21 protein-coding genes and 1 pseudogene are annotated in these 20,525 nt (G+C 63.2%); 9 read left to right on the plus strand and 13 right to left on the minus strand.

Going from position 1 to position 20,525, the window contains the following annotated elements:
• Window positions 1-221: 221 nt before the first annotated feature.
• From GE253_RS08585 to GE253_RS08600, 4 genes are all read right to left on the minus strand, one after another.
• Window positions 222-584: an argininosuccinate lyase gene (locus GE253_RS08585; RefSeq protein WP_247878560.1), complete on the minus strand. Its 363-nt coding sequence runs from the start codon at window positions 582-584 to the stop codon at window positions 222-224.
• Between the two features lie 111 nt (window positions 585-695).
• A complete protein-coding gene (locus GE253_RS08590) occupies window positions 696-1,496 on the minus strand; it encodes a DUF2189 domain-containing protein (RefSeq protein ID WP_153203713.1) in 801 nt (266 codons plus the stop codon).
• A gap of 126 nt (window positions 1,497-1,622) precedes the next feature.
• Window positions 1,623-3,872, minus strand: coding sequence for an excinuclease ABC subunit UvrB (gene uvrB, locus GE253_RS08595; protein ID WP_153203715.1), 2,250 nt, complete (start codon window positions 3,870-3,872; stop codon window positions 1,623-1,625).
• 69 nt (window positions 3,873-3,941) lie between these two features.
• Entirely contained in the window at window positions 3,942-4,640 is a 699-nt protein-coding gene (locus GE253_RS08600) for a hypothetical protein (protein ID WP_153203717.1), read from the minus strand.
• Between the two features lie 185 nt (window positions 4,641-4,825).
• Here GE253_RS08600 and GE253_RS08605 point away from each other — a divergent pair, with 185 nt between their 5' ends.
• Complete coding sequence (locus GE253_RS08605; RefSeq protein ID WP_153203719.1) at window positions 4,826-6,028, plus strand: pyridoxal phosphate-dependent aminotransferase; 1,203 nt, start codon at window positions 4,826-4,828, stop codon at window positions 6,026-6,028.
• 224 nt (window positions 6,029-6,252) lie between these two features.
• Here GE253_RS08605 and GE253_RS08610 read toward each other — a convergent pair whose 3' ends face one another.
• Entirely contained in the window at window positions 6,253-7,149 is an 897-nt protein-coding gene (locus tag GE253_RS08610; RefSeq protein ID WP_153203720.1) for a bestrophin family protein, read from the minus strand.
• A 78-nt stretch (window positions 7,150-7,227) separates the two neighbouring features.
• The gene (locus GE253_RS08615; protein WP_153203722.1) at window positions 7,228-7,458 is read right to left on the minus strand and encodes a hypothetical protein; all 231 of its coding nucleotides are present in this window, start codon (window positions 7,456-7,458) and stop codon (window positions 7,228-7,230) included.
• A 79-nt stretch (window positions 7,459-7,537) separates the two neighbouring features.
• On the opposite strand from GE253_RS08615, the pseudogene GE253_RS08620 reads away from it, so the two are divergent.
• The 7 genes and pseudogenes from GE253_RS08620 to GE253_RS08650 form a co-directional block, all read left to right on the plus strand.
• Window positions 7,538-8,827 (plus strand): annotated as a pseudogene (locus GE253_RS08620) (glutamate-5-semialdehyde dehydrogenase); the annotation flags it as partial.
• Complete coding sequence (locus GE253_RS08625; protein ID WP_153203726.1) at window positions 8,808-9,521, plus strand: nicotinate-nucleotide adenylyltransferase; 714 nt, start codon at window positions 8,808-8,810, stop codon at window positions 9,519-9,521. The pseudogene GE253_RS08620 and the gene GE253_RS08625, both read left to right, overlap by 20 nt.
• A 62-nt stretch (window positions 9,522-9,583) precedes the next feature.
• Complete coding sequence (gene rsfS / locus GE253_RS08630; protein WP_153203944.1) at window positions 9,584-9,958, plus strand: ribosome silencing factor; 375 nt, start codon at window positions 9,584-9,586, stop codon at window positions 9,956-9,958.
• Window positions 9,959-10,088: 130 nt separating this feature from the next.
• Window positions 10,089-10,547, plus strand: a complete 459-nt coding sequence (gene rlmH, locus GE253_RS08635; RefSeq protein ID WP_089286757.1) for a 23S rRNA (pseudouridine(1915)-N(3))-methyltransferase RlmH — start codon at window positions 10,089-10,091, stop codon at window positions 10,545-10,547.
• Between the two features lie 98 nt (window positions 10,548-10,645).
• On the plus strand, window positions 10,646-11,410 hold the full coding sequence (locus tag GE253_RS08640) for a glucose 1-dehydrogenase (protein ID WP_153203727.1): 765 nt from the start codon (window positions 10,646-10,648) through the stop codon (window positions 11,408-11,410).
• A gap of 154 nt (window positions 11,411-11,564) precedes the next feature.
• Complete coding sequence (locus GE253_RS08645; protein WP_153203728.1) at window positions 11,565-12,347, plus strand: SDR family oxidoreductase; 783 nt, start codon at window positions 11,565-11,567, stop codon at window positions 12,345-12,347.
• Between the two features lie 15 nt (window positions 12,348-12,362).
• Window positions 12,363-13,433, plus strand: coding sequence for a phosphotransferase (locus GE253_RS08650; RefSeq protein WP_153203729.1), 1,071 nt, complete (start codon window positions 12,363-12,365; stop codon window positions 13,431-13,433).
• 83 nt (window positions 13,434-13,516) lie between these two features.
• On the opposite strand, the gene GE253_RS08655 is transcribed toward GE253_RS08650, so the two are convergent.
• From GE253_RS08655 to GE253_RS08675, 5 genes are all read right to left on the minus strand, one after another.
• Window positions 13,517-15,145, minus strand: a complete 1,629-nt coding sequence (locus tag GE253_RS08655) for a hypothetical protein (RefSeq protein ID WP_348770798.1) — start codon at window positions 15,143-15,145, stop codon at window positions 13,517-13,519.
• Window positions 15,146-15,386: 241 nt separating this feature from the next.
• The gene (locus GE253_RS08660; RefSeq protein ID WP_153203731.1) at window positions 15,387-15,848 is read right to left on the minus strand and encodes a GNAT family N-acetyltransferase; all 462 of its coding nucleotides are present in this window, start codon (window positions 15,846-15,848) and stop codon (window positions 15,387-15,389) included.
• Window positions 15,841-16,623 (minus strand): PhzF family phenazine biosynthesis protein, encoded by a 783-nt coding sequence (locus GE253_RS08665; RefSeq protein ID WP_153203732.1) that lies wholly within the window; start codon window positions 16,621-16,623, stop codon window positions 15,841-15,843. The genes GE253_RS08660 and GE253_RS08665 overlap by 8 nt, the downstream gene beginning before the upstream one ends.
• 17 nt (window positions 16,624-16,640) lie before the next feature.
• Window positions 16,641-17,072 (minus strand): GNAT family N-acetyltransferase, encoded by a 432-nt coding sequence (locus GE253_RS08670; RefSeq protein ID WP_153203733.1) that lies wholly within the window; start codon window positions 17,070-17,072, stop codon window positions 16,641-16,643.
• Between the two features lie 14 nt (window positions 17,073-17,086).
• Window positions 17,087-17,704, minus strand: a complete 618-nt coding sequence (locus GE253_RS08675; protein WP_153203734.1) for a LysE family transporter — start codon at window positions 17,702-17,704, stop codon at window positions 17,087-17,089.
• A gap of 180 nt (window positions 17,705-17,884) precedes the next feature.
• On the opposite strand from GE253_RS08675, the gene GE253_RS08680 reads away from it, so the two are divergent.
• Window positions 17,885-19,300 carry a PLP-dependent aminotransferase family protein gene (locus GE253_RS08680; RefSeq protein WP_153203735.1) on the plus strand — a complete coding sequence of 472 codons (1,416 nt, stop codon included), beginning with the start codon at window positions 17,885-17,887 and terminating at the stop codon, window positions 19,298-19,300.
• Here GE253_RS08680 and GE253_RS08685 read toward each other — a convergent pair.
• Together GE253_RS08685 and thiD are read right to left on the minus strand one after the other, a co-directional pair.
• Entirely contained in the window at window positions 19,297-19,728 is a 432-nt protein-coding gene (locus tag GE253_RS08685; RefSeq protein WP_153203736.1) for a DUF3293 domain-containing protein, read from the minus strand. The genes GE253_RS08680 and GE253_RS08685 overlap by 4 nt on opposite strands.
• Window positions 19,725-20,525 (minus strand): bifunctional hydroxymethylpyrimidine kinase/phosphomethylpyrimidine kinase, encoded by an 801-nt coding sequence (gene thiD, locus GE253_RS08690; protein ID WP_153203737.1) that lies wholly within the window; start codon window positions 20,523-20,525, stop codon window positions 19,725-19,727. The genes GE253_RS08685 and thiD overlap by 4 nt, the downstream gene beginning before the upstream one ends.

A 20,525-nucleotide genomic window follows, 5' to 3' on the forward strand; every position in this document is an offset into this window, starting at 1 on the left:
AGGCCGCCGGAGCGATCCGGCGGCCCATTCTTTTTTATTCTCATACCAATCTCCCTTGATCGTGACCGATCCAGGGAGATTTTGCGTTCCCTCATGCGCCGGGCGGGCACTTCCGTGCCCTTGGCTTGGCACCGCACGCGCGGCGGGCCGGCGGTCGCCGGCCTTCAACCCGCCTAAAGGTCAACCTTTAGGCGGGTTGGTATCAGCTTGTCAAAAAAAGATCAGTTATACTCAGCCCAGGTTTGGTCTTTTTTTCGATCATAGAAGATCGAAATAGTCGAAACTTCACAAAGGTTGAACCCTTCCCATTCTGCAGGGGTTCCATCGTCGTAAACAACCTTCAAGTCCCAGATGCAGCTTTTTTCTTTGCGGCTAAAGGTGATGTCAACCTTCTCCCCTTCGGACAGTACATCACGGCCCAGAATATCTTCTTCCCAATCATCCGATTTGGCAGGAGAGACATAGACTTCGGAAATGGTGTAGCCGGTACGGTTCTTTAGCGTGAAGTTCTGCTTTCCTTCAGCCCAAGCGTTGCCGACCAGCGCCGTCAGCACGAAGGCCGACATCATCATACGTTTGAACAAAATTTCCCCCTTCCTTCCATCACTGCTGAGCGCAGCGTCATCAGTCATAGAAGGAAGGGCAGATTATATTCAACAACTAAATTGTGCATCATCATGCCAACTGCGTAGCATTTAAACCACAATTGCACGGTAAAGATGCCATGTTGCGTGGCCAAGTATCGGCATTACCACCGCCAGACCAACGAAAAGCGGCAAACAACCCAGCAAAAGCAGGCCGGCAACCATCAAGCCCCAGAGCAGCATCAGCGCGGGATTGCAACGCACCGCAAGCACAGACACCTTAATGGCGCGCCATACCCCGCCATTGCGATGCAGCAGGAAGGGAAAGGAGACAACCGTAAGGCAGAGCACGGTAAGGGCAAAGACGAACCCTACCGCATTGCCGATGATGATCATGGACCAGCCTTCCCGTGTGCTGATCAACTGGCGCAGAAATTCCATCGAATCGGCGGAGGCCAATCCCCCCATGGTGGCGCCATAAATTCGTTCCGCCACCGCCAGCCAACCGACGAACAGCGTCAACAACAGGGCCCCCAGCCAGGCGACAGACCCCAGGGCCGGGGAATGGCGTACATCGAAGGCGTTGCGCCAGGTCACCGGCCGCCCCATCTCCCGCTGTCGGCTCACCTCATACAACCCTAGGGCTGCCAATGGCCCCATCAGGGTGATGCCGGCGATCAAGGGATAGAGCATGGGGATCACGTCGGTCTGGGCGGCTAAGGCAGCGGCCGCCCCACCGACAACCGGATAGATCAGGCCCAGAAACAGAAGTTGAGTCGGGGCCGCCAGAAAATCCCCCACCCCCTTCCCCAATGCCTGGAAAAGATCAGCCACGGTGATTTGCCGGATCATCGGCATGGATGAATCGCGGTCGGCAATGAAAACCGCACCGCCACTGATACGCTGTGCCATGTCGCCTCCTCCACCGGATAATTGTTCAGGCCGCGACGAATTGTATCAGATTGATATTGGAACCGAACCAAACAAGAACGGGAGGCTGAGGCAGTCGGCCCATACGGAATCACATAGGACGGAGGATCAGCGCCGCCGCTTCGTGTTCTTGCCGCCGAACTCGATGCCGCCTACCTCCAACCCGCCATCCTTGGTTTTCGCCGCCCCCTTGGTACGGCCCCCGCCCTTACGATCCGGTTTGCCCGGGCTGCGCGGGCGCTCCCCCTGGGCCGAGGCGCGGATGGGGGAGGCACCGGGGGCCAGCCCCAGATCGATGGCCTCCAGCCGGCGGATTTCATCGCGGATGCGGCCAGCCTCCTCGAACTCCAGATCCGCTGCCGCCGCACGCATTTTCTTTTCCAGTTCGGCGATAATGGTCTTGATGTCCTTACCGGCCAAGCCGATGCCTTCGGCTGCCCCGGTATCCACCTCCACCCGGTCGCCGCGCTCATACACGCTGCCCATGATATCGGCGATATTCTTCTTCACCGATTCCGGGGTGATGCCATGCTGGGCATTATATTCCAATTGCTTGGCCCGGCGGCGCGCGGTCTCCTCCAGCGCTGCCTTCATGCTGTCGGTCTCCCGGTCAGCATAAAGAATGGCGCGGCCTTCCACATTACGGGCAGCACGTCCGATGGTCTGGATCAGGCTGGTGCGTGACCGCAGATAGCCTTCCTTGTCGGCATCCAGAATGGCGACAAGCCCGCATTCGGGAATATCCAAACCCTCGCGCAGCAGGTTGATGCCGATCAACACGTCGAAAACGCCCAAGCGCAGGTCGCGGATGATCTCAATGCGTTCCAATGTTTCGACATCGGAATGGATGTAACGGACCTTAATGCCCGCCTCCATCATGTACTCTGTCAACGCCTCCGCCATCTTCTTGGTCAGGGTGGTGACCAGCACGCGCAGGCCGCGTGCCACCACCTCCCGCACCTCCGCCATCACATCATCCACCTGGGTGTCGGTGGGGCGGATGATCACCTGCGGGTCAACCAGGCCGGTGGGGCGCACCACCTGTTCCACGAACACGCCGCCTGTGCGCTCCATCTCCCAATTGCCGGGGGTGGCAGAGACGAACACGGTTTGGGGCCGCATCGCGTCCCATTCCTCAAACTTCAGCGGGCGGTTATCGGCGCAGGATGGCAGGCGGAAGCCGAAATCCGACAGGGTGGATTTGCGCATGAAGTCGCCGCGATACATGCCGCCGACCTGCGGCACCATCACGTGGCTTTCATCAACAATCAGCAGCGCTTCCTGGGGCAGATATTCAAACAGGGTCGGCGGCGGTTCCCCCGGATTACGCCCGGAGAGATAGCGGGAGTAATTTTCGATGCCGGCACAGGCACCGGTGGCCACCATCATTTCAATATCAAAGGTGGTGCGCTGTTCCAGGCGCTGCGCTTCCAGCAGCTTGCCCTGGGCCATGAACTCCTCAAGCCGGATTTTCAGATCACGCTTGATCTGCTCCACCGCCTGGAACAGGGTCGGTTTGGGCGTCACATAATGGCTATTGGCGAAGATCCGCACCTCTTTCATGGAGATGAGTTTCTCGCCCGTCAGCGGGTCAATCTCGTGAATCGCCTCCAACTCATCCCCGAACAGGGAGAGCCGCCAGGCGCGGTCTTCCAGGTGGGCGGGGAACAGTTCCACCGTATCGCCCCGCACCCGGAATGATCCGCGCCCGAAACCCACATCCGTGCGGCGATATTGCAGTTCCACCAGCCTTTGCAGGAAAGGCTGCCGGTCCAGCCGCTGCCCCACCTTCAAGGGTACCGTCATTTCCGTATAGGTCTCGACCGAGCCGATACCGTAGATACAGGAGACGGAAGCAACGATGATGGCATCCCGTCGCTCCAGCAACGCCCGCGTCGCCGCATGGCGCATCCGGTCGATCTGCTCGTTGATCGAGCTTTCCTTCTCGATATAGGTGTCGGTGCGCGGAACATAGGCTTCCGGCTGATAATAATCGTAATAGCTGACGAAATACTCCACGGCATTATTGGGGAAGAAGCTCTTCATCTCCCCATAAAGCTGGGCCGCCAGTGTCTTGTTCGGTGCCAGAATCAGCGTGGGCCGCTGCACCCGCTGGATGACATGGGCCATGGTGAAGGTTTTGCCGGAGCCGGTGACGCCCAGCAGAACCTGATCCCGCTCCCCATTCTTCAAGCCGTCGGTCAGTTCCTCAATCGCGCGCGGCTGATCGCCGGCTGGCGTATATTCAGAAACAACCGTCAACGGCTCCAGGAATGGTCGCTCCTCCAGCGCCACGCGCCAGGGTAGCGGGTTGGAAGCGTCGGGAGGGGCGGCGGCGGGGGCGGCTGGCTTGCTCATGCCGGCTAATTTATGCCGATGGCATCCAATGTGGAAGAGGCCTTGATCTGTTTTTGTTCACGGGTGCTATCAGGTTCGCGCCCGCTTGCCCCGCTTCTTCTCTATCGCCGGGGGGCCGCCATTGCTCTGGCTGCTGCTCTTCTGACCAAGGGCTGCGGAAATGCTCTCCCAGGCGGCGTCCATGGCCTGGTTGGGCACGCCATCTTCTGCCGCCATTTCCCGGATGATGCTGGTCATATTATCCGGCGTGCAGCAGCCGCGCGGCGGGCGGCTGCCAAATTCCGCCGTGCGCGGAAAGACGCACAGCACCCGCACCCGCACCAACGGAAAGCGGGAACGGATGGCGCTGATCAGTGGGTGAAGCTGGACCACGGGGTTGAGAAAGGTGCCCACTGAATGGTCAGGCTTCACATATTTCCATTGCCCGGCATTCTGGCTGCACCGGGGGGTACCCACCACATCCGGCGGGGAAGACACAATCAGCAGGATGCTGGCCGGTAGCCGCATCACCTGATCGATCTTTGTCGGCCCCGCCTTGCCACCGCCGATCTTCACCTCGTTCAGCAAAGGATAGGAGAGTTCCTCCAGCTCCATCCGGCGCTTGAACAGTTCGGCATTATATTGACGCGTGCTGACAGGCTTGAATTTGCGCGGTTTCACCGACAGGGCAAAGGTGACCACCAGCACAATCACCACCACCGTGATAACGGCGATGGTGATCAGGTCCACAATGGAAATCCCGATCCAGGAGGCAAGTTCGCTCAGCATAGGATTGGGGATAGCCGATGCGGGCGGTTTTGTCACCCACCGCCCCAACTGTCGCCAGGGGCAAGTGTCACCCCACCCTTGCCCAAAACGCGCCCGTCCCATCCAAATCGGATGCTTGATGCGCAATGACAGGGGGCTTTAAGGTCCGTGCCCGGTCATAAACCGTCCCAACCAGGGGAATATAGATGTCGTTCCTTGCCGACCGCCTGTCCCGCATCAAGCCGTCGCCGACCATTGCGGTGACCAGCAAGGCCCGCGCGCTGAAAGCCGCCGGGCGTGATGTGATCGGCCTGGGTGCTGGCGAACCCGATTTCGATACGCCGGAAAATATCCGTGCCGCCGGTATCCGCGCCATCGAAGGCGGCCAGACCCGTTACACCGATGTGGATGGCACGCCCGAACTGAAAAAGGCGATCTGCGCCAAGTTCGCGCGGGAGAACGGTCTGACCTACAGCACCGATCAGGTGACGGTCGGCGTGGGCGGCAAGCAGGTGCTGTACAATGCCCTGATGGCTACCCTGAATGCCGGGGACGAAGTAATCATCCCCGCCCCCTATTGGGTGTCCTACCCGGATATGGTCCAGTTGGCCGAGGGCACGCCGGTTTCCGTCGCCTGCCCGGCTGAAAACGGCTTCAAGCTGCAGCCGGCCGACCTGGAAGCCGCCATCACCCCGAAGACCAAATGGCTGATCTTGAACAGCCCGTCCAACCCGACGGGGGCGGCCTATACGGCGGATGAGTTGAAGGCCCTGGGCGCGGTGTTGCTTCGCCACGCCCATGTCCACATCATGACCGACGATATGTATGAACATCTGGTCTATGATGATTTCAAGTTCACCACCATCGCCCAGGTGGTGCCGGAACTCTATGACCGCACGCTGACGGTCAATGGCGTTTCCAAGTCCTATTCGATGACTGGCTGGCGCATTGGTTATGCCGCCGGGCCGAAGGCGCTGATCAAGGCCATCGGCGTGATCCAGAGCCAGTCAACCAGCAACCCGACCAGCATTTCCCAGGCCGCCGCCGTGGAAGCGCTGAACGGCCCGCAGGACTTTATCAAGGAACGCGCGGGCGTGTTCCAGAAACGCCGCGATCTGGTCGTTTCCATGCTGAACCAGGCCAGCGGCCTGCACTGCCCCAACCCGGAAGGCGCCTTCTACGTCTATCCGTCCTGCGCCGGTACCATCGGCAAGACGGCCCCCACCGGCAAGGTGATCGAGACGGACGAGGATTTCGCCTCTGAACTGCTGGAAGCCGAAGGCGTGGCCGTGGTGCATGGCGCCGCTTTCGGCCTGTCGCCGTTCTTCCGCATCTCCTATGCCACCAGCACGGAAGTGCTGGAGGAAGCCTGCACGCGCATTCAGCGTTTCTGCGGCAGCTTGAAGTAAGAGACGTAAGTTTATGATCTAATACCAATCTGCCGAGGGCTTGACCCTTGGCAGATTGGAGGCTGGCGACCGCCAGCCCGGCACCGCGTGGTGCCGTAAGCCAAGGCGGCGGATGCCGCCGCCCGGCGCATGAGGGAACGCAAAATCTCCCTGGATCGGTCACGATCAAGGGAGATTGGTAAAAAAGGCCGGTCTCTGGCGGGGCCGGCCTTTTTCATTTCGACTCAATGCAACACGAAATTCTTTGGCACCAAGGGCGGCGGCAGTTCCTTGGCCCCCACAGCTTCCAACAGTTCGCGCTCCAGCATCCGGGTCAGCGCATCCAGCGGCAGGTCATTCTTGTCGGCACCGAACGGGTCTTCCAACTGGTCCCCGAGCGCATCCAACCCAAAGAAGGTGTAGGAGACGACAATCACCACCGGCAGGGTCCACCAGCCGAGATTATCGGCCAGCGCAAACGGCAGCAGCACGCAAAACAGATAGGCCGTGCGGTGCAGCAGCAGCGAATAGGCAAAGGGCACGGGCGTGGTCTTGATCCGCTCACACCCGCCTTGCACGGCAGCGAAGCTGGCCAACCGCGCTTCCAGCAGCGAATGGTGGATGTCGCTGATCAGCCCGTCGCGCATCAGGGCAAGGCAATCCCGCCCCACCTGTCGCAGGGCCGCATCGGTGGGATTGATACTGTCGGCCGACACCGGATGGTTGAACCAGCAGGCGATCGCCGCCTGTTCATCACCATCGCGCAGCCGTGCCGCCAGCGCGTGGATGAAGCCGGACAAACCACGCAACAGCGGTTCCGTGCGGCCCGGCGGCAGATCGGCGGTCTGGCGGATGAAGGACCGCACGTCGATCACCATCTGGCCCCAGAGCTTTCGCCCCTCCCACCAGCGGTCGTAACAGGCATTGTTGCGAAACCCCATGAAGATGGAGAGCGACAAGCCCAGCAGGGTGAACGGAATGGCGCTGACCTGGGCCAGCGATTGGGGCTGCCATTCCCCCACCAGCACCGCCCCGGCAGCGATCAAAGCGATGATAAGGATGCGGACAGATATCTGCGGCATGATGGAGCCACGGACAGCCAGCAGCACGTCAAGCGCACCGGGCTTTGGGCGGACAATCATTTGGTACAGGGCCTTGATAAAAGGGCAAAGGGGCGCAGAGATTAGGCCCCGCCCGGCCCTGCCGCACATGCGGAAAAATCAGGCCAGCACGTCCAGCAACCGTTGAAAATTCTTCTGGTCGGCCTTCAGGATGGCGGCGCTGACCCCGGCCTTCACCTCTGCCCCTTTCAGGTCCAGAATGACCGCCGGATCAGCGTCGCCGCCGGCCACCGCCTCTGTTGCGGCCTGCACCACGGCCTGGGCATCCGCAAAACCGCTGGCGGCGGTGCGGGCGACATCGGGGCTGCTGCTGGGGATGCCACTGATCATCTTTACATCCTAGCATGGCGGGCATCCGGGCGGCAGGGGTGAAATATGACGAATGAACGGTTAGCATCCGCGTAACAATTCACCGGGTGGAACCATGACCAGCACCGACAGCCAGGATATTGCGCGCCTTATGGATGATCTCGGCCGCCGCGCCCGCGCCGCCGCCGGGGAGATCGCCGTGGCGCCAGGCCCGGTGCGCGATCAGGCGTTGCGCGCGGCGGCACAGGCCATCCGCGCCAATGCCGACAGCATCCTGGCCGCCAATGCCCAGGATATGGCGGCAGGTGAAGCCAAGGGCCTGTCACCTGCCCTGCTGGACCGGCTGCTACTGAACCCCGCACGGCTGGACTCCATCGCCAAGGGGCTGGAGGAAATCGCCGATCGGCCCGATCCGCTGGGTGCTGTGTTGGAGGAATGGACCCGCCCCAACGGCCTGCGCTTTACCAAGGTGCGGGTGCCGCTGGGCGTGATCGCCATCATCTTTGAAAGCCGGCCCAATGTGACGGCGGATGCCGGCGCGCTGTGCCTGAAATCCGGCAATGCCGCCATCCTGCGCGGCGGGTCGGAGAGTATCCGTTCCGCCCGCGCCATCCTGGCCTGTCTGCATCAGGGGCTGGATGCGGCGGGGTTGCCGCGCGATGCCATCCAGATGCCCCCCACCACCGACCGCGCCGCCGTGGGCGAATTGCTGACCATGACGCGCTGGGTGGATGTGGTGATCCCGCGCGGCGGCAAGTCGCTGACCGGGCGCGTGGCTGCCGAAAGCCGGGTGCCGGTGATCTATCACCTGGATGGCATCTGCCATGTCTATCTGGACAAGGATGCCGACCCGGAAAAGGCCCGCCGCGTGGTGCTGAACGCCAAGATGCGGCGCACGGGCATCTGCGGGGCGGCGGAAACCCTGCTGGTGCACCAGGACGTGGCGGCAAACCTGCTGCCCGCCATCCTGGATGATCTGATCAAGGCTGGGTGTGAGGTGCGGGGCGATGCCGGGGTGCAGGCGCTGGATGCCCGCGTCGTGCCCGCCACGGATGAGGATTGGGATACCGAATATCTGGATGCCATCCTGTCGGTGAAGCTGGTGGCGGATGTGGATGCGGCCATCGCCCATATCGGCCGCCATAGCAGCCACCATACGGACAGCATCATCACCGAAAATGCCGACGCGGCGGAGCGGTTCCTGGCGCGGGTGGATAGCGGCATTGTGCTGCACAATGCCTCCACCCAGTTTGCCGATGGCGGTGAATTCGGCTTCGGGGCGGAGATCGGGATTTCCACCGGCAAGCTGCACGCGCGCGGGCCGGTGGGGGCCGAACAGTTGACCAGCTATAAATATGTGGTGCGGGGCGATGGGCACACCCGCCCCTGATGCACGCACGCCCCACGCGACCGACCTGACCGCCACGCATGGCACAGCCCTTCCCACGCCCCCCCGTCCCCTGGCGGGGGGGCTGTGGCGGGGCCTGCGCGTGGGGCTTTTTGGGGGGTCGTTCAACCCCGCCCATGGGGGGCACCGGCACATGTCGCTGATGGCCCTGCGGATGCTGGGGCTGGATGAGGTCTGGTGGCTGGTCAGCCCCCAGAACCCATTGAAATCATTGGATGGAATGGCACCGCTGACCCAGCGGATGGCCGGTGCCGCGCGGGTGGCCAACCACCCGCGCATCCGGGTCAGCGATATCGAAACCCGTATGGGTACACGCTATACGGTGGATACGCTGGCGGGGCTGAAACGGCATTTTCCAGGCACGGATTTCGTCTGGCTGATGGGGGCGGACAATCTGGCCCAGATGCCGCGCTGGCGGGGGTGGACGCGGATATTCGGGATGGTCCCCGTTGCGATATTTCCGCGTCAGCCTTATTCTGTCGGCGCGTTGGGCGGAAAGGCCGCCCGGCGTTTCGCCAAAGCGCGATGGCAGATGTCGGCGGCCAAGCACCTTGCGGGTGCAAAGGCCCCGGCCTGGGTGTTTCTGGAAGCACCCCTGCATCCCGCTTCGGCCACGGCGATACGGTGCCAGGGTGGTGCTGGCGGCGTGGATCATCAAGGACGGATTATTCGGTGAATACGACAGCGAGCGCAGAGACCAATACCCCCACCCAGACCGGCCCCCTGGCCGCCGCCGACATGCCGGAACGCACCCGCGATCTGGTTCTGACGGTTCTGGATGAGAACAAGGCAGAAGACGTCATCACCATCGACCTGCGCGGCAAGACCACGATGGCGGATTATCTGGTGGTCGCCACCGGTAACTCGGCCCGACAGGTCGGTGCCATGGCCGAACAGCTTATTTCCAAGCTGCGCGATATCGGTGTCCATGCCGGCAATGCGGAAGGTTATCCGCAGTGCGACTGGGTGCTGGTGGATGCCGGCGATGTGATCGTGCATCTGTTCCGCCCGGAAGTGCGCGCCTTCTACAGCATCGAAAAGATGTGGGGCATGGAACTGCCGGCTTCGCTGAACAGCCTGGCCCCCGGTTACGACATGCTGCCGGCAGAGTAACCGGCAGTATTTATCTGGGCTGGTTTGCGACAGGGCGCCGGGCAACAGCCTGGGCGCCCTTGGCTTGTCCGCCCTCCCCCTTGCATTGCTGCTGTTCCGCCGCTGCCTGTGCCTTTAAAGGACTCTCCCTATGCGCCTGTGGCTTGCCGCCGTCGGGCGGGCCAAGCCCGGCCCGGCGCGCGATCTGTTTGAAGAATACAAATCCCGCCTCTCCTGGCCCTTCACCCTGCGGGAGGTGGAGACGAAAAAGCGGCTGGAGGGGGAGGAGTTGAAGAAGGCGGAGGCCGAATTGCTGCTGGCAGCATTGCCCCCGTCCGCCACGCTGGTGGCGCTGGATGAACGCGGCCGGATGATGGGGTCGGAGGATTTCGCCGCCCGCGTCGGCCAGTGGCGCGACACCGGCATCAGCGATCTGGCTTTCGTCATTGGCGGTGCCGACGGGCTGGATGCCAGCATCCGCCAGCGCGCCGCCCTGGTGCTGGCCTTCAGCCCCATGACATGGCCGCACATGATGGTGCGCGGAATGCTGGCCGAGCAGCTCTACCGCGCCCAACAGATCATCGCCGGGCACCCGTACCATCGGGCGTAACGCCCCCTTCCCTGTTGCCCTCCCCCGCTTTTCATGTCTACACTCAAACAAGCGTTTGACACGCCGGGGCGTTGCACCCGGCGGCAGGGGAGGAAAAGATGGCTGGCAGAATGCAGGATCGAATCATCCTGGTAACCGGTGGTGCCTCGGGAATCGGGCTGGCAACGGCGCGGGTGCTGCTGCGCGAAGGGGCGCGGGTGGTCATCACCGACCGTAATGTCGCCGGTGGGGAGGCTGCCGCCGCCGAACTGGGCGAAGGTGCCCTGTTCCTGCCCCAGGATGTCACCAGCGAGGCCCGCTGGGTAGAAGTAATATCCGAAATCGGGGAACGGTTCGGCAAGCTGGACGGGCTGGTCAATAATGCCGGCTGCGGCTCGCTGCGCAATATTGAGGAAGAAACGCTGGAAAGCTGGCGGCTGGTCCATGCGGTGAATACCGAGTCCGTCTTCCTGGGCTGCAAGCACGCCGTTCGCGCCATGAAGCACACCGGCGGCGGGGCTATCGTCAATGTTTCCTCCGTCGCCGGGCTGCGCGGCGCGCCGGACCTGCCGGCCTATTGCTCTGCCAAGGGGGCGGTGCGGCTGCTGTCCAAGTCGGTGGCGCTGTGGTGCGCCCAGAACAAGTACAATATCCGCTGCAATTCCGTGCATCCCAGTTTCCTGAAGACGGCGATGGTGCAGCAGATGCTGGACCTCTCGCCCGACCCGGAACGTCTGCGCCGCCGCCTGGAGCGCACCGCCGCCCTGGAACGGATGGGGGAGCCGGAAGATGCGGCCAACATGATCCTGTTCCTGTTGTCCGATGAAAGCAGTTTCCTGACCGGCGGCGAATTCGCCGTCGATGGCGGCACCACAGCGCGTTGATTTCTCGCCGTCATGGTGGGCTGCACCCCCCATGACCCTCAATCGCCGGCGCCTGCCTCCGCAGGCTTGGCTTTACGCCGCATGGGCGGCGCGGCGGCAGTCGCCGCCGTATCAGCCCCCGGAAATGGGGGCTGATCATCAGGGGACATAAGGCATGACCCATCCATTGTTCGACCTGTCCGGCAAGGTAGCGGTAATCACCGGTTCGTCGCGCGGCATTGGCCGTTCGATTGCGGAGGAATTTGCCCGCGCCGGGGCCAAGGTCGTCATCTCTTCCCGCAAGCTGGATGCCTGTGTGGCCGTGCGCGATGCCATCATCGCTGACGGGGGGGAGGCCATCGCCGTCCCCTGCAATATCGGCCGCAAGGAGGAACTGCAAAATCTGGTGGATACCACCATCGCCCAATGGGGCCGCATTGACATCCTGGTCGCCAATGCCGCCATCAACCCGGCCTATGGCCCCTTGGGCAGCCTCAGCGATGAGGCATGGGACAAGATCATGGGCAGCAATCTGCGCAGCACCTGGTGGCTGTGCAATATGGTGCTGCCCGCCATGGCCGAACGGCGCGACGGATCGGTGATCGTGCTCTCCTCCATTGCCGGGCTGCGCGGCAATCCGGTAATCGGTGCCTATGGCGTGTCCAAGGCGGCAGAGGCGGCCCTGGTGCGCAATCTGGCGGTGGAATTCGGCCCGTCCAACATCCGCGTCAACGCCATCGCCCCCGGCATCGTGGAGACGGATTTCGCTAAGGCTCTGACCGACAATCCCGATATTGCCCGTGCGGTGCGCAAGCGTGCACCGCTGGGCCGCTTCGGCAAACCGCAGGAGATTGCCGGCGTGGCGCTGATGCTGGCCGGCCCGGCGGGGGGCTTCGTCACAGGACAGTTGATCGTGGCCGACGGTGGGGCGACAATAGCGGACCCAACAGTCATCTGAAGGGGAGTGACCACCATGACGGATGCCCACCAGACCAGCGCCAGCGTGATTGAGGTTCTACCCCAGCACCGGTTTGATGAGGCGGCCCTGGCCGCCTTCCTGGACCGGCATCTGCCGGAAATACCCGGCCCCTGGCAGGTGGGCCAGTTCCAGGGCGGGCAATCCAACCCAACCTTCCTGCTGACCGCCACCGATGGCACAAAGCTGGTGCTGCGCAAGAAGCCGCCCGGCAAGCTGCTGCCCAGCGCCCACATGATAGAGCGGGAATATCGCATCATGCGGGCGCTCGCCGGCTCCGGCGTGCCGGTGCCCAATGCCCGGTTGATCTGTGATGATGAAGGGGTGATCGGCACGCCCTTTTACCTGATGGATCATATTGACGGGCGCGTCCTGTCGGATGTGGCGCTGGACGGGCTGCCCCCGGCTGAGGCCGCCGCCACCTATGATGCGATGAACGCCACCCTGGCCGCCTTGCATAATGTCGATTGGCAGGCGGCGGGCCTGGGCGATTTCGGCAAGCCGGAAAACTATATCGCCCGGCAGGTCGACCGCTGGTCCAAGCAGTTCGTTGCAGCACGGGGGGATAGTGACATCCCCGCCATGGACCGGCTGATGGCATGGCTGCCCGCCCATGTGCCGGCAGGGGATGAAACCAGCATCGCCCATGGCGATTTCCGCCTGGGCAACCTGATGCTACACCCCAGCGAACCGCGCGTGCTGGCGGTGCTGGATTGGGAACTGTCCACGCTGGGCCATCCCCTGTCCGATCTGGCCTATAATTGCATGGCCTATCACCTGCCGGCCGGCATCAAACAGTTCCCCGGTTTGGTCGGCGTCGATCTGGCGGCGCGGGGTATCCCGACAGAGGCGGACTATGTTGCCGCCTATTGCCGGCGCACCGGGCGTTCCGGCATTCCCGACTGGCCCTATTTCATGGCCTTCGCCTTCTTCCGCATCACCGCCATTTGCCAGGGCGTCTATGCCCGTGCGCTGGCGGGCAATGCGGCGGATCGGCGGGCGCTCGCCTATGGGGAGGTGGCGCGGGCCGCCGCTGAAACCGGCTGGAAATTCATTTCCGACAAATAGTACCTATCCGTGGCGGATAGGAGGCTGGCGACCGCCAGCCCGGCGCCGTGAGGGACATTGGTATAGAAGGCGTCGCGGGGCGTTCAGCCCTGCGGCACCAGTGATTTATCCACCAGCCCAGACTCCACCATGGCACTGCAAAGCTTGAAATAGGCGTCGCGCCGTTCCTGCGCACCGGGGAAACGTTCCAGATAATTCAAGATGAATTCCGGTCGTTTCAGCGCCTGGGTCAGTTGATCACCCGCCAGTTGACGCGCCCGCCCCTCCGGCAGACCGCCACACAGGCGGATGATAGCCAGGATGCGGTCGGTATAGTTCATCGTCTGGCTGCTGAGGATTTCGGTGCGGATATTCTCAAAAATCGCCGTGTCGAGAATATCCAGCATCTCCCGCCGCAAGCCCACCGGCATCCCGGACATGGCAACCCGGCGGGCCAGGGTTGCCAGCGTCTTGATCGCCTCCAGCCGGCTGCCCTCTTCCCGGATAATATCCTCCGGGGCGATCAGCGGGCGCAGATATGTCGCAATCTTGGCCTTGGGCGCATCACCCGGTGCACTTTCGGCCAGGCTCAGCACGGTTTCGGCGCGGGTCAGGGTGCTGCGGATCGGCCCGATCAGTTCCGACATGGCTTCGGGCTGGATCAGGCGATCCGCGCGCTGGGACAAAGCCTCCAGCACCTCCTCATCCCGCGCCAGCGCCGGGGCCTTGCGCCGCAGATGGGTCAACACCTCCACCGTGGCCTGCATCTCATCCCGGATGCCGCGATCACTGCGCAGGGGCAATCTTGCGTGCAGGTGACGCAACAGGCCCAGCCGCAGTTCCGCCAGGGTGCGGGGCAGCGCGCCATCCGCCAGCAGGGTGGACAGGGCGCGCACGCCGGGCAACTGCACCCCACCTTCGCGGGCCAGATTGCCGACATAAAGATCAATGGCTTTCAAGACCAGATCCAGGCGCGTCGTCTCCTGTCCCGCCAACTCCTTCAAGGCGAAGGGGGAAGCCAGAATTTCCGCCGCCAGACTATCCAGCAGCCGCATTTCGTGGCTGTTCAGCGCCGGATTGGCCAGTTGGAACAGCCGGTCCAGCTTTTCCACCCAACTCTTGGTATCCGCCAAATAGGCGGCCAAGGCGCGGTACAGGGCCGGCACCAGCTGATCCGCCGGCCCCTTATAAGCATCGAACAGGGCCGGCAGGCCACCAGGCCCAATGGCCAGGGCCGGCCCGGCCTTGGCATTGCGCAGCAGCCGGGCCAAACCATTATCGGCCAGCGCCATCAATTCCTTCATACGCGACACGGCCGTCTGCTTGGTGCCGCGCACCTGGATGGAGGCCAGGCGCTGAAGCGCGCCCTGCACCACTGTGCCCGCCCCGTCCAGCGCCTTGGCATGGACCTCATAGGTCAGCACTTCCAGCGGGGTCAGCCGCTTTTCATCCAGATATTTGCTGAAGAAGACGCGCATCACCTGTCGCTGCACATCACCCAGCACATCATCAGGCTGGTCGCACCAGGAGGCATCGCGGCCCGGATTGGCCCGCGCCAGCGGATCAGCCTCCTGCACGCCGGCGCGCAGCCGCTTCACCATGGTAACGGTGGTGGTGAATTCATGGTCGATATAGTCAGTGCGCCGCACCAGACGGATGCCATCCACCTCCGCCCGCTGCACCAGCATGGCTGCCGACGGTTCCAGCTGACGCAGGTCAGGTGATTCCCGCACGACAAGCCAAGTGTCGCCGTGAAAGCTATGCAGCTCGAAGACCGTACGGACGGTTCCGATTAATTTGTCTTTATCCACAGACAATGCCCAGAAATGACCGTCCATCGGACCGCATAACCGCTTTACGCGAAGGGCGCGAAGTGTCAGCGGAAAACCGAAAGCATTTTGCTCAATTCCTCAGACGAGGTAAACAGGGTAATACGCATTTCGGCCAGCCGCTCAGGGCTGGGCTAATTTCTTGTCAGGGGCAGCTGGGCAGCCGTGCCATCACCCGGTCAGGCTCCACCAGACCGGAAAAGCCGAATTGCCGGTACAAGTCATGGGCATCGGCGGTGAATAACAGCCAGCGCCGCACCGTCCGCCAGGCTGGAATGCCGGTGACGGTGCCGACCAGGAACTTGCCCAAACCCAACCCGCGCAAGCCAGGCTCGATCCAGACATCGGCCAGATAGGCGAGCGACACCTGATCTGTGATCACCCGGCAATAGCCGACCTGACGGCCATCGGGCGCATAAAGTCCGAAAGGAATGCTGTGGGCAGCCGCCATCTCCACCGCTTGTCGGCTGATCCCTGGCGACCAATAGCTGGCCGCCAGGGAGCGGTGGATAAAGTCGAAATCCAGCCTTTCGCGGTCGCTGGCAATGACATAGCCATCGTCACGCCGGCAGTGCCAATCGGCAGGCGGGAAGCGACCTTCAAACATGGATATTGCCTTCCAGATACAGCACGGCGTGGCCGGCAATCTGCACCCGCTGCCCCTCCATCCGGCACCAGAGCTGACCGCCACGGGCGGAAATCTGCCGGGCGGTCAGCTCAGGTTTGCCCAGCCGATCGGCCCAATAGGGGATCAAGGTGCAATGGGCCGAGCCGGTCACCGGATCTTCCGCAATACCAACGCTGGGGGCAAAGAAGCGGGAAACGAAATCAACATCGTCGCCGGGGGCGGTGATGATGATTTTCCGACCCGTGCGGGCCAGGGTGGCAAAGTCCGGCTTTACCGCCGCCACCTGTTCCGCCCGGTCATAAACCAGCATCAGATCGCGGGCGGCAAAGGCGGCCGGTGGCGGTGCCGCCCCCAAGGCTGCCAGCACATCCGCCGGCACCTCTGCCGCTACACCCGGCCGGGCGGGGAAATCCAGGCTGAAGCGCTCCCCCTGACGCGTGACGCGGAGTTCCCCCGCCACCTGGGTGGAAAAGCGGATCAGCCCTGCCCCCGGTTTCAGAAAATGCGAGATGACAAAGGCACTGGCCAGCGTGGCATGGCCGCACAGGTCGATTTCCGCCTCCGGGGTGAACCAGCGGATGGCCCAATCATCCCCGTCGGGCAGGATGAAGGCGGTCTCGGCCAGATTATTCTCCGCCGCGATCTTCTGCATCACCGTTTCCGGCAGCCATTGCGACAGGGGCACCACGGCGGCGGGGTTGCCGGCAAAAAGCTGATCGGTGAAAGCATCCACCTGATAAAGGGGCAAGCGCATCTTGAGACCTCACAGGATCAGAGATTGGTGAAATCGAAGGCATTCTCCAGCCGGGCCAACCCCGCTTTGGGGTAATAGCCCATGGCGGCGGGGGCAGAGAGCAGCAGGCAGCGCAGTGGCCGCCCGCCATCATCGGCAATGTCGCGGCTGGCGGCATCGCGGGTTTCCCGCATCAGGCGCCGACCGATGCCCCTGCCTTGCCAAGCTTTGTCCACCGCCAGGTCAGAGAGATAGCAGCAGAAGGAAAAATCGGTGACGGCACGCGCCACCCCCACCAGCAGCCCCTCGGCACGGGCGGTGACGATCAGGTTGGCATGGCGCAGCATGGCATCGATGCGGGCAGGATCATCCACCGGTCGCCGCTCGGCCAAACCGGAGCGACGCAGCACATCAATGAATTCAGCCGTGCGCAGGCGGGTTTCAACGGCATAGAGGATGTTGGGTTGCATCTTCTGAACCTCCATCACGACACCAGCAGCAACAGGGCGCTGGCGGCGGTGGCCAGTCCCAGGGCACCGTTGAACAGGCGCAACCGCCTGTCATCGCGCAGCCAGCGCCCCACCCCTTGCCCGAACAAGGCCCAGACCAGGGTGCAGGGCATTCCGACAAACAGGAACATGCCCGTCACCGTCAGGATGCTGCCCCATTCCCCCAGTTCCGGAATGCGGAAGGTGGCGTGAGAGGAAATCGCCATGGCCAGCCCCTTGGGATTGATGAACTGGAAGGCCGTCGCCTGCCAGAAGCTGAGCGGGCGCGACCGCGTTCCCGCCTCTGCCCGACCTGCAGTGCCAATCTTCCAGGCCAGATACAGCAGATAGGCCATGCCAGCCCATTTCAGCACCACGGCCAGCAGCGGCACGGCGCGCATCAAACTTTCGCCACCGATCCCCGCCAGGAAGACCAGCCCGATGAAACCGACGACAATGCCCGCCATGTTGGGCAAGGTCCGACGGAAGCCGAAGGTAGCCCCGCTGGCCGCCAGAATCATATTGTTCGGTCCGGGCGTGATGGATGTGGCGATACAATAGGCGGCCAGCGCCAAGATATGTTCAATAAGGCCGTCGGTGACAGGATCATTCATCTGAGCCCCCTGATTGTCACCATACAATCCTTCCATCATCCACCGGCATTGCGCTGCGACATTCCTGCAACGCAGATCCATGCCCCTTGAAGCCATCTGATCACCGGCATAATATCGGGACAATCATCAGGCAATCGACAGATTGTATTGGTTACAATTATCCAGACCGGACAGAAAATCATGAACCAGCCCGCGACAATCGCCTGGCGCCCCGCCTTGGAAGGCCGGTCCGGTCCGCTTTACCGCGCCATTGCCACCGCCCTGTCCGACGATATCGCCGCCGGTCGGCTGGCGCCGGGCACCCGCCTGCCCACCCACCGCGATCTGGCCTGGGAGTTGAAGGTGACGGTGGGCACCATCACCCGCGCCTATCAGGAGGCGGAGCGGCTGGGCCTGATCGGGGGGGAGGTCGGGCGCGGCACCTTTGTGCGCGACCCGCGCCGCCTGCTGGAACCGGTTTCAGAGCAGGGCGGGTTGCTGGCGCTGGGGGGCCTGATCGATCTGTCGGTCAATGCGTCGGCGCTGTGGAATGATGGGGTGGCCTTGACCACGGCCACCATGGCGGTGGCACAGCAGCCGGACCTGCTGGACCTGATGTCCTATCAGACGCCCATGGGCCATCCAAGGCTGCGCGCCAGTATCGCCAGCTGGCTGGCGGAAAGTGCCGGGCTGGAAAGCTCCCATAATCAAATCCTGCTGGCCACCGGCGGCCAGGGGGCGATGCACGCCGCCCTGGCCGCGGTCACCCACCCGGGTGACGCGCTGCTGGTCGAACAGTTGACCTATCCCGGCATCCGCTCCCTGGCCCTGCATCTGGGGCTGCGGCTGATCCCGGTGGCGATGGATGGGGACGGGCTGCTGCCCGATGCGGTGGAACAGGCGGCGCGCAACCATGGGGCGCATGTGCTCTATTGTATGCCGACCCTGCAGAACCCGACCACCATTACCATGCCGCTGGAACGCCGCCGGGCCCTGGTGGATGTCGCCCGGCGCATCGGCCTGATGCTGGTGGAAGATGATGTTTATGGCTTCCTGAAATCCCCCTCAGTGCCCACTCTGGCCAGCCTGGGGCCGGATGTGACGCTGCATGTCTCCAGCGTCTCCAAAAGCCTGTTTCCCGGTCTGCGCACCGGCTATGTCGTCGCCCCCCGCCCGCTGCTGGACCGGCTGGCGACGGTGCTGCGGGCGACCGTGCTGACGCCGGCCCATCTGGGCATGGTGGTGACGGCGGAATTGATCGATAGCGGCGAAGCCAGCCGCATCGCCGCCCGCCGCCGCCAGCAGGTGGCTGACCGCCAGCATCTGGCCCGCGCCATCCTGGATGGCGACCGGCTGGCTTATTCCGACCCGGATGTCACCCATCTCTGGCTGCCTTTGCCCGACCATATCCGGCGAGAAGATCTGGTGCGGGTGGCCTTGGAACGCGGCGTGAAGATCACCCCGGCCGATGCCTTCGCCGCCGGCCGGGGGGAGATTGCCAATGCGGTGCGCATCTGCCTGCTGGGGGTGGAGCAGGAAAGCACCCTGGAAAAGGGGCTGGATATTCTCTCCACCCTGATTGAACACCCGGTGGCCAGCAGTGCGGCACTGGTTTAAACTGCCAGCGTGGTGAACATCAGATGGGCCGGCTGGCCCTGGCCCTGCCAGACAATGGCATATTGCCCCAGCATTTCCGCCAGTTGCAGCGCATCGAACGGGGCCAGATCGAAAATGGCAAAGCCCTTTTCCACCGGCCAGTCCTTGGATGCCGGTCGGAACTCCGCCGGCAGATAATCCAGGTCTTCGTCTTCCAGAATATCCCGCAGCTTGGCGGTCGCCTTCTCATTCGCCTCAGCACTGGCGGGCTTGGATTTCGGGTTCCAGGCGGTGACGAAGACAATTTCCGCCGATCCGCGCTTTTCCAGCAGGGCGTCGATCTCCCCATTCAGGGCCATCACGCGGGCGCTGGCGCTGCGCTTGCCCTCCAGCACGACATAGGATGTCGCCTGATAGGCATCCAGCAATTTAGCGTCAATCCGGCTCATGCGAAGGCCCTCACGGTATGGCTGTGATTCAAGGGGCCATGCCCCTGGCCGTAACCCGGCGCAGTGCGGATGGCGATATCGACATAGCGACGCGCCCGCGCCACGGCCGCCACCACATCCAGCCCCTGGGCCAGTCCGGTGGCGATGGCAGAGGCCAGGGTACAGCCGGTGCCATGGGTGTGGCGGGTATTCAACCGCTCTCCCTGGAAAGCGTGCTCCCCGTCCGCCGTCAGCAACAGGTCGGTCAGCACCGGGCCTTCCATATGGCCGCCCTTCATCAGCACGGCCCTGGCCCCGCGCGCCAGCAGGTCACGCCCGGCGCGGCGCATATCCTCAATCGTGCGGATGTCCAGCCCGGTCAGGGCCTCGGCCTCCGGCACATTGGGGGTCAGCACGCTGGCCAGCGGCAGCAGGCGGGTCAGCACGGCATCCGTGGCGTCCATATCCAGCAGCCGGTGCCCCCCCTTGGCCACCATCACCGGGTCCGCCACCAGCTTCACACCCGGTGCGCGCGCCGCCAGCGTGTCGGCCACGGCATGGATCACCTCCGCCGTGGCCAGCATCCCGGTTTTCACCGCATCGGCCCCCAGATCGGCCAGCACCAGTTCCATCTGCTGCACCAGGAACGGTACCGGCACCGTGTGGATGCCATGGACGCCATGGGTATCCTGCGCCGTCAGCGCGGTAATGGCGGTCATGGCATAGCCATCCAGGGCGGTGACGGCCTTGATATCGGCCTGAATGCCCGCGCCGCCGCCACTGTCCGACCCGGCGACGATCAGAACCCGTCCCTGCAT

This window comes from Niveispirillum sp. SYP-B3756 (assembly GCF_009495745.1).
GTDB lineage: Bacteria > Pseudomonadota > Alphaproteobacteria > Azospirillales > Azospirillaceae > Niveispirillum.

Bases quoted from the DNA above. Each gene is read 5' to 3' on its own strand.
- GE253_RS08665 (WP_153203732.1), bottom strand. From the start codon at position 16,623: ATGCGCTTGCCCCTTTATCAGGTGGATGCTTTCACCGATCAGCTTTTT.
- GE253_RS08675 (WP_153203734.1), bottom strand. From the start codon at position 17,704: ATGAATGATCCTGTCACCGACGGCCTTATTGAACATATCTTGGCGCTG.
- GE253_RS08610 (WP_153203720.1), bottom strand. From the start codon at position 7,149: ATGATTGTCCGCCCAAAGCCCGGTGCGCTTGACGTGCTGCTGGCTGTC.
- GE253_RS08590 (WP_153203713.1), bottom strand. From the start codon at position 1,496: ATGGCACAGCGTATCAGTGGCGGTGCGGTTTTCATTGCCGACCGCGAT.
- thiD (WP_153203737.1), bottom strand. From the start codon at position 20,525: ATGCAGGGACGGGTTCTGATCGTCGCCGGGTCGGACAGTGGCGGCGGC.
- GE253_RS08615 (WP_153203722.1), bottom strand. From the start codon at position 7,458: ATGATCAGTGGCATCCCCAGCAGCAGCCCCGATGTCGCCCGCACCGCC.
- GE253_RS08605 (WP_153203719.1), top strand. From the start codon at position 4,826: ATGTCGTTCCTTGCCGACCGCCTGTCCCGCATCAAGCCGTCGCCGACC.
- rsfS (WP_153203944.1), top strand. From the start codon at position 9,584: ATGCCGGAACGCACCCGCGATCTGGTTCTGACGGTTCTGGATGAGAAC.
- GE253_RS08670 (WP_153203733.1), bottom strand. From the start codon at position 17,072: ATGCAACCCAACATCCTCTATGCCGTTGAAACCCGCCTGCGCACGGCT.
- GE253_RS08645 (WP_153203728.1), top strand. From the start codon at position 11,565: ATGACCCATCCATTGTTCGACCTGTCCGGCAAGGTAGCGGTAATCACC.
- GE253_RS08680 (WP_153203735.1), top strand. From the start codon at position 17,885: ATGAACCAGCCCGCGACAATCGCCTGGCGCCCCGCCTTGGAAGGCCGG.
- GE253_RS08625 (WP_153203726.1), top strand. From the start codon at position 8,808: ATGGGCACACCCGCCCCTGATGCACGCACGCCCCACGCGACCGACCTG.
- GE253_RS08600 (WP_153203717.1), bottom strand. From the start codon at position 4,640: ATGCTGAGCGAACTTGCCTCCTGGATCGGGATTTCCATTGTGGACCTG.
- rlmH (WP_089286757.1), top strand. From the start codon at position 10,089: ATGCGCCTGTGGCTTGCCGCCGTCGGGCGGGCCAAGCCCGGCCCGGCG.
- uvrB (WP_153203715.1), bottom strand. From the start codon at position 3,872: ATGAGCAAGCCAGCCGCCCCCGCCGCCGCCCCTCCCGACGCTTCCAAC.
- GE253_RS08660 (WP_153203731.1), bottom strand. From the start codon at position 15,848: ATGTTTGAAGGTCGCTTCCCGCCTGCCGATTGGCACTGCCGGCGTGAC.
- GE253_RS08640 (WP_153203727.1), top strand. From the start codon at position 10,646: ATGGCTGGCAGAATGCAGGATCGAATCATCCTGGTAACCGGTGGTGCC.
- GE253_RS08650 (WP_153203729.1), top strand. From the start codon at position 12,363: ATGACGGATGCCCACCAGACCAGCGCCAGCGTGATTGAGGTTCTACCC.
- GE253_RS08685 (WP_153203736.1), bottom strand. From the start codon at position 19,728: ATGAGCCGGATTGACGCTAAATTGCTGGATGCCTATCAGGCGACATCC.